Source organism: Aeromonas molluscorum 848 (assembly GCF_000388115.1).
Lineage (GTDB): Bacteria > Pseudomonadota > Gammaproteobacteria > Enterobacterales > Aeromonadaceae > Aeromonas > Aeromonas molluscorum.
Genome location: NZ_AQGQ01000188.1, coordinates 1 through 7,168, shown reverse-complemented (window position 1 = coordinate 7,168; position 7,168 = coordinate 1). Strand labels below are relative to the sequence as shown.

5 protein-coding genes and 1 pseudogene are annotated in these 7,168 nt (G+C 59.7%); 5 read left to right on the top strand and 1 reads right to left on the bottom strand.

The features are described from left to right. Positions 1-116 precede the first annotated feature (116 nt). Positions 117-1,247 (top strand): annotated as a pseudogene (locus G113_RS17790) (alkene reductase). Between the two features lie 70 nt (positions 1,248-1,317). Here G113_RS17790 and G113_RS17785 read toward each other — a convergent pair. Beyond that, the gene (locus G113_RS17785; protein WP_005908110.1) at positions 1,318-2,337 is read right to left on the bottom strand and encodes an adenosine deaminase; all 1,020 of its coding nucleotides are present in this window, start codon (positions 2,335-2,337) and stop codon (positions 1,318-1,320) included. 213 nt (positions 2,338-2,550) lie between these two features. On the opposite strand from G113_RS17785, the gene G113_RS17780 reads away from it, so the two are divergent. From G113_RS17780 to asnB, 4 genes are all read left to right on the top strand, one after another. Further along, positions 2,551-3,300: an HAD-IIA family hydrolase gene (locus tag G113_RS17780; protein WP_005908109.1), complete on the top strand. Its 750-nt coding sequence runs from the start codon at positions 2,551-2,553 to the stop codon at positions 3,298-3,300. A gap of 80 nt (positions 3,301-3,380) precedes the next feature. Further along, entirely contained in the window at positions 3,381-4,985 is a 1,605-nt protein-coding gene (locus G113_RS17775) for a cation:proton antiporter family protein (protein ID WP_005908108.1), read from the top strand. A 230-nt stretch (positions 4,986-5,215) separates the two neighbouring features. Further along, positions 5,216-5,608: a cupin domain-containing protein gene (locus tag G113_RS17770; RefSeq protein ID WP_005908107.1), complete on the top strand. Its 393-nt coding sequence runs from the start codon at positions 5,216-5,218 to the stop codon at positions 5,606-5,608. A 239-nt stretch (positions 5,609-5,847) separates the two neighbouring features. After that, on the top strand, positions 5,848-7,168 hold a 1,321-nt coding region (gene asnB / locus G113_RS17765), incomplete at its 3' end, for an asparagine synthase B (RefSeq protein WP_005908106.1).

The window sequence follows — 7,168 nt, the reverse complement described above, 5'->3', positions numbered from 1 at the left end:
ACTCTCTCCTTGACCACATTATTGACATAAATGCAGCACTCTTTTGAGAATACCTGGGTTTATCTCAATGATATGTCTCGCTAGAGTGACTCCATCAACCCGATGAGGACACCCAGATGAGCCATGATCCCCTGTTCTGCCCCCTGCGCCTCGGCCAGCTTCACCTCAACAACCGTATCGTCATGCCCCCCCATGACCCGTTCCCGCGCCAGCCCAGCCCGGCGATGTGGCCAACGCCATGATGGCAACCTATTATGCCCAGCGCGCCGAGGCCGGTCTCATCATCAGTGAAGGTACCCAAGTCGACTCCATGGGCAAGGGCTACGCCTGGACGCCGGGTATCCACAGTGCCGAACAGGTGCCGGATGGAAACTGGTCACCGACGCCGTCCACGCCAAGGCGGGGTCATGTTCGCCCAGCTCTGGCACGTGGGCCGGGTCACGCACCCCGATAACCTCGGTGGCGCCCAGCCCATCTCCTCGTCAGCCATCAAGGCCGCTGGAGTCAAGGTGTTTGTCGATAACGGCAGCGATGCGCCAGGCTTTGTGGAGACGACTACCCCGCGTGCTATGACTCAGGAAGACATAGATACCGTGGTCGGCCAGTTCCGCCAGGCGGCCCGCAACGCCATGCTGGCCGGCTTTGACGGCATAGAGTTGCACGCTGCCAACGGCTACCTAATCAACCAGTTCCTCGACTCCGAGTCCAACACCCGCACCGACAACTACGGTGGCTCGCTGGAAAATCGCCTGCGCTTCCTCAAGGAGGTGACACAAGCGGTCAGCAGCGAAATCGGGGCCGATCGGGTCGGCGTGCGCCTCGCCCCGCTGACCACTCTCAACGGCACTGTGGATGCCAACCCGGAGCAGACCTATCTGGCCGCCGCAACCTTGCTGGCTGAGCTCAACGTCACCTATTTGCATATCGCCGAAGCGGACTGGGACGATGCGCCCCTGATGCCGGAAAACTTCAAGCAGGGACTGCGTGCGGCCTTCCCCAACACCCTCATCTATGCGGGCAAGTATGATGGCGAGCGGGCACGGACTGCCCTCCAGGCCGGTTGGGCAGACATGATTGGCTTTGGTCGTCCCTTCGTGGCCAACCCGGATCTGCCCAACCGGTTGCGGCACGGTTATCCGTTCGCCCCCCACGATCCGGCCACCCTGTTTGGTGGTGGCGAGCGCGGCCTCACCGACTACCCCGTCTACCCCGTCTACCAGCCGCAGACAGAGCAGCAGCTCGCTTAACCCCCCTCACACAAAAGAAGGCCCCGCAGGGCCTTCTTGTGATATTGCTCTCTTCTGCTCTCCTTAGGACTCAGCTCAGACTGACCCCCTGACAGGCGGCATAACCCAGAATGCTGCGGGTCAGCCTCGCCTTGGCCTCCAGATTGAGCCAGCTCGCCTCCACCGCGTTGAGGCTCAGGCGACACAACTGCTCGCGGCTGGCACCAAGCTCCGCCACCAGCGCATGCATATTCGCCGCCATATATCCCCCGAAGTAGGCAGGATCGTCCGAGTTGATGGTGACGCAGAGTCCCTGTTCGAGCAGCGTCAACACAGTGTGATCCGCCATGGTGGGGAAGACCCTGAGTCGCACATTGGAGAGCGGACAGACGGTAAGCGGCAGCCGGGTATCGGCCAGGAAGTGCAACAGGTCGGGATCCTCGGAGCAGCGAACCCCGTGGTCGATACGCCGCACCCCGAGTTGACGAATCGCCTGCCAGATGTAGTCGGCCGGCCCCTCCTCCCCGGCATGGGCCACCAGCGGCAGGCCCAGCGCCTTGGCGCGGGCAAACAGACGGATGAACTGCTCCGGCGGATAACCCAACTCGGAAGAGTCCAGTCCGATGCCGTGGATCCGATCCAGCCAGGGCTCGGTCCGGGCCAGGGCGGTCAGAGCAGCGTCTTCCCCAAGGTGGCGCAGAAAACTCATGATGAGCCGAAAACTGATCCCCAAATCCCGCTCGCCTTGCTGCAGCGCGGCCTCTATCCCCGCCAGCACAGTCTCAAAGGGGATGCCCCTGCTGGTGTGGGCCTGGGGATCGAAGAAGACCTCCACATGCACCACCTGCTCGCTCGCACAGCGCTCTAGATAGGCCCAGGTGAGATCGAAGAAATCCTGTTCCTGGCGCAAGACATTGCAGCCCTGATAGTAGAGATCGAGGAAGGACTGCAAGCAGTCGAATTGATAGGCGGCCGTCAGGGTGGCCGCATCGGCCCAGGGCAGGGTCAAGCCATTGCGCTCGGCCAGATGCAGCATCAAGGCAGGCTCCAGCGTGCCTTCCAGGTGCAGATGCAGTTCCAGCTTGGGCAAACCTGCGATGAAGTCATCCATGATGTCGCTCCCTTGAGTTAAGTACTGGTACACCCGGTTTCATTAGGTGCCATGTCTGTCGGGCCAAACCGCAGATAACAGCGGACACGCCTTGGCGCAATTGCTGTCACACCTTGTCATCAAAGGGGCATATAATGGCGACACAAAAAAGATAACCAATTGAAGATATGCAAGAATGTCTGCGTCTCGTCTCTGCCCCTGCAAGGAGTTTACATGAAGAAAAACGTCATCTGTGACATCGACGGCGTCATATTGCACAACAACGATCTTATCCCGGGTGCCGATCACTTCGTCCATCGCCTGCTGGAGCAGGGCAGCAAGCTCTTGTTCCTCACCAACTATCCGGCCCAGACCCAGAAAGATCTGCAAAATCGCTTCCGATCCGCCGGAATAGAAGTGCCCGAAGAGAGCTTCTATACCTCCGCCATGGGCACGGCCGATTTCCTCCGGCGCCAGGACGGCAAGAAGGCCTACGTGATAGGAGAAGGGGCCCTGACCCATGAGCTGTACAAGGCAGGCTTCACCATCACCGACATAGACCCCGACTTCGTGGTGGTCGGGGAAACCCGCAACTACAACTGGTCCATGATGCAGCTGGGGGCCAAATTCGTGGCGCAGGGCGCCCGCTTCATCGCCACCAACCCCGACACTCATGGCCCCATGATGTACCCGGCCTGCGGCGCCCTCTGCGCTCCCATCGAGCGCATGACCGGCAAGAAGCCCTTCTATGTCGGCAAGCCGAGTGCCTGGATCATACGCGCCGCACTCAACCGGATGGAAGCCCATTCGGACAACACCATCATCATCGGCGACAACCTGCGTACCGACATCCTGGCTGGTTTCCAGGCGGGTCTTGAAACCGTACTGGTCCTGTCTGGGGTCAGCAAGGTGGCTGACATCGATCAGATGCCCTTTAGTCCCAACCACATCTTCAACTCCGTGGTCGACATCGACATCGTCTGAGGCAGTTAGCGGCGACTCTGCTGGCCGTCCCAACCCCAGGATCACGTGTTAAGGGCCCCCGCCCGGAAAATGGTAATTGTATGGAACCTGTACTGATCGCCGTGGCCTTCGCCTGCGGCATGTTGGTCAACCTGATTGGCCTGCCCCCCCTGCTCGGCTTTCTCGCCGCCGGCTTCATCCTCAACGGCATGGGCTATGAAAATACCCCGGCCCTGAGCGAGATGGCAGATCTCGGGGTCACGCTGCTGCTGTTTACCATAGGGCTCAAGCTGGATGTGCGTACCCTGCTGCGCCGCGATGTCTGGGGTACCGCCAGCCTGCACATACTGCTCTCGACCCTGTTGTTCACCCTGGTACTGCTGGTCTGCAAGGGGCTTGGCATGGCACTGGCCATGTCCCTTGGCTGGCAGCTCGCCGTGCTGCTGGGCTTTGCCCTGTCGTTCTCCAGCACGGTATTCGCGGTCAAGGTGCTCGAGGAGCGCAGTGACATGAATGCTCTCTATGCTCGCCTGGCCATCGGCGTGCTGGTGATGCAGGACATCTTCGCCGTAGCCTTTCTCGCCATCTCCAGTGGCAAGCTGCCGAGTATCTGGGCGCTCTGGGTACTTGGTCTGCCTCTGCTGCGCCCTCTGCTCGGCAAGTTGCTGGAGCGGGCCGGCCATGGGGAGTTGCAGGTGCTGCTCGGCATCTTCCTGGCTCTGGTGCTGGGTGCTGCCGGTTTCGAGGCGGTGGGACTCAAACCCGATCTGGGGGCGCTGATCATCGGCATGATGCTGGCCTCCCATCCAGCCGCCGCGGGCCTTGCCAAGGCGCTGTTCAACTTGAAAGACCTCTTTCTCATCTGTTTCTTCCTGACCATAGGGCTCAACGGCCTGCCGACTCAGGATGCCATGTGGATAGCCCTGGCCCTGGTGCTGGCCCTGCCGTTCAAGAGCGTCCTCTACTACCTGGTCTACAGCGGTGCCCACTTGAGGGTGCGTACCGTACTGCTCTCTACCCTGGCGCTGACCAACTTCTCCGAGTTCGGCCTTATCGTGGCCGCCATCGCCGCCAAGGCGGGCTGGCTCTCCCATGAGTGGCTGATTGCGCTGTCGCTGGCACTGGCAGCCAGCTTCATGATCTCGGCCCCCCTCAACAGCCAGAGTGAGCGCATCTATCACAGATTTGGCAACTGGCTGCGCGGCCTGCAGGCCCGGGAACTGCATCCGGAAGACAGGCCCATTGAGCTCGGCGACGCCGAGGTGATTATCCTCGGCATGGGTCGCATCGGTCAGGGTGCCTACTTCGAGCTGGAACACAAGTACGGCCCCGTCATCCTGGGAGTGGAGAATGACGCGAGCAAGCTGCCGGCCCTGCGTGAGCGCAACATGAACGTGATCGAGGGCGACGCAACCGATACCGACTTTTGGGACAAGGTGCTGATCTCCAACCAGATCAATCTGGTATTGCTCGCCATGCCCCACCATTCGGGCAACCTCTATGCCATCGAGAAGTTGCGCAGCCATGGCTTTACCGGCCAGATAGCCGCCATAGTCCGCTTCGAGGACGATATCGAGTCTTTGCGCGAACAGGGGGTGGATGCGGTGTTCAACGTCTATGACGAGGCCGGCAGCGGCTTCGCCCGCCATGTCATCAAGGGGCTGAAAGGGCCTGAGGATCTTGGCAAGGCGCGCTCAATCGTTTAGCTTATTTATCCATTCGTTAAATAAAACAAACAAAACAGGGACCATGATGGTCCCTGTTGGCCACCGCCATCGCTCCAAATCTGCCAAGGAGGCACAATGCTGACCCTCGCTCTATCCAGACACTCTGCCAATAGCTGTGCCATGCAGCCCCTCGCTCAACCTGAACAGGTTGCCAATGCGTGTGCCATGCAAGCCCGCACTCAGCCTCAATCCCCTGCTAAGGGGGTTTCATGCTGAGCCTGAAAGATTGGACCCTGCTCAAGCGCCAGACGGTCACCCCCTCCCCTCTCACCCCGCCAGCAGAGAGGGTCAAGGCAGGGAACCCCGCACAGACGGTCTGGAACCACTACTCGGATCCTAGCCAGCAGTTTCATGTCGGCTTCTGGTCCTGCGAACCGGGCCGCTGGGCCGTTCACTATACCGAGCATGAATATTGCCAGCTGATTGAGGGAGAGGTGTGCATCCACGACGCCCTGGGCGCGCAACTGCGCCTCTCCCCGGGAGATCAGTTCGTCATTCCGGCAGGCTTCATCGGCGAGTGGGAGACCCTTACCCCTTGCCGCAAGCTCTATGTGATCTTCGAGCCCGGAGCCGGGTCCAATGATGGATCCCCCTCTCAATAAGCAAGAGGCGGGCTGGCATCAGGCAGCGGCACATCCAGCAGAATGACGTCAGCGTCAACAGAGTTGACGTCAAGGTCAGGGGCGCTGTTCGCATCAAAAGCGGCCAGAACCCTGATTTTGTGCGGAGTTGCCGCTTGCAAAAGGGTTTTTTGCGCTAGGCATTGTGAAGGCGAGGAATGTAAATGGAATTTCGAGCCCAATCGTGGGGGGCTCAATAAAATTAAAGAGGATTTACATCAATGTGTTCAATATTCGGCATTCTGGACATCAAGTCTGACGCGGCCAGCTTGCGCAAGTCGGCGCTTGAGATGTCCAAGCGACTACGTCATCGCGGACCCGACTGGTCCGGCGTCTACAGCTCAGACAAGGCCATACTGGTCCACGAGCGGCTGGCCATCGTTGATCCGGGCAATGGCGCCCAACCCCTCTACAACCCGGAGCGCAGCCACGTACTGGCCGTCAACGGCGAGATCTACAACCACAAGGAGCTGGAACAAGAGCTCAAGGTGGACTTCCAGTTTCAGACCAAGTCTGACTGTGAGGTATTGCTCGCGCTCTACAAGGAGAAAGGCCCCGCCTTCCTGGATGATCTCAACGGTATCTTCGCCTTCATCCTCTATGACGCCGAGCAGGATGCCTACCTGATTGGTCGCGACCACATGGGGATCATCCCCCTCTATACCGGCCGTGACGAGCATGGCAACTTCTATGTCGCTTCAGAGATGAAAGCCCTGGTGCCGGTGTGCAAGAGCGTGGAAGAGTTCCCGCCCGGACACTATCTGTGGAGCAAAGATGGCAAGCTGACCCACTACTATCAGCGCGATTGGCGCGAGTTTGACGTCGTCAAGGACAATCCGGCCTCGGTAGAGGAGTTGCGCGCCGCCCTGGAAGCTGCCGTCAAGCGCCAGCTGATGTGCGATGTGCCCTACGGCGTGCTGCTCTCCGGTGGTCTCGACTCTTCCGTCATCTCGGCAATCACCAAAATTTATGCCGCTCGTCGCATCGAAGACGATGGCAAGAGCGAGGCCTGGTGGCCCCAACTGCACTCGTTCGCCGTCGGACTGGAAGGTTCACCTGACTTGGCTGCGGCCCAGAAGGTGGCCGATCACCTGGGCACCATTCATCATCAGATCCACTTCACGGTGCAAGAGGGGCTCGATGCCCTGCGCGACGTCATCTATCACCTCGAGACCTATGACGTCACCACCATCCGCGCCTCGACCCCCATGTATCTGATGGCACGTTACATCAAGGCGATGGGCATCAAGATGGTGCTCTCGGGAGAGGGCTCAGACGAGTTGTTTGGCGGTTACCTCTACTTCCACAAGGCACCGAGCGCCAAAGATTTCCATGAAGAGACGGTCCGCAAGCTCGATGCGTTGCACCTCTATGATTGCCTGCGTGCCAACAAGTCCATGGCAGCCTGGGGCGTGGAGGGTCGTGTGCCTTTCCTCGACAAGGAGTTCATGGACGTGGCGATGCGTATCAATCCTGCCGCCAAGATGTGTGGCAACGGCAAGATAGAGAAACACATCTTGCGTCAGGCATTCGAGGAGCTGC

Excerpts from the sequence above, each read along its gene's own strand:
- G113_RS17785 (WP_005908110.1), bottom strand. The coding sequence starts at position 2,337 with ATGGATGACTTCATCGCAGGTTTGCCCAAGCTGGAACTGCATCTGCAC.
- G113_RS17780 (WP_005908109.1), top strand. The coding sequence starts at position 2,551 with ATGAAGAAAAACGTCATCTGTGACATCGACGGCGTCATATTGCACAAC.
- G113_RS17775 (WP_005908108.1), top strand. The coding sequence starts at position 3,381 with ATGGAACCTGTACTGATCGCCGTGGCCTTCGCCTGCGGCATGTTGGTC.
- G113_RS17770 (WP_005908107.1), top strand. The coding sequence starts at position 5,216 with ATGCTGAGCCTGAAAGATTGGACCCTGCTCAAGCGCCAGACGGTCACC.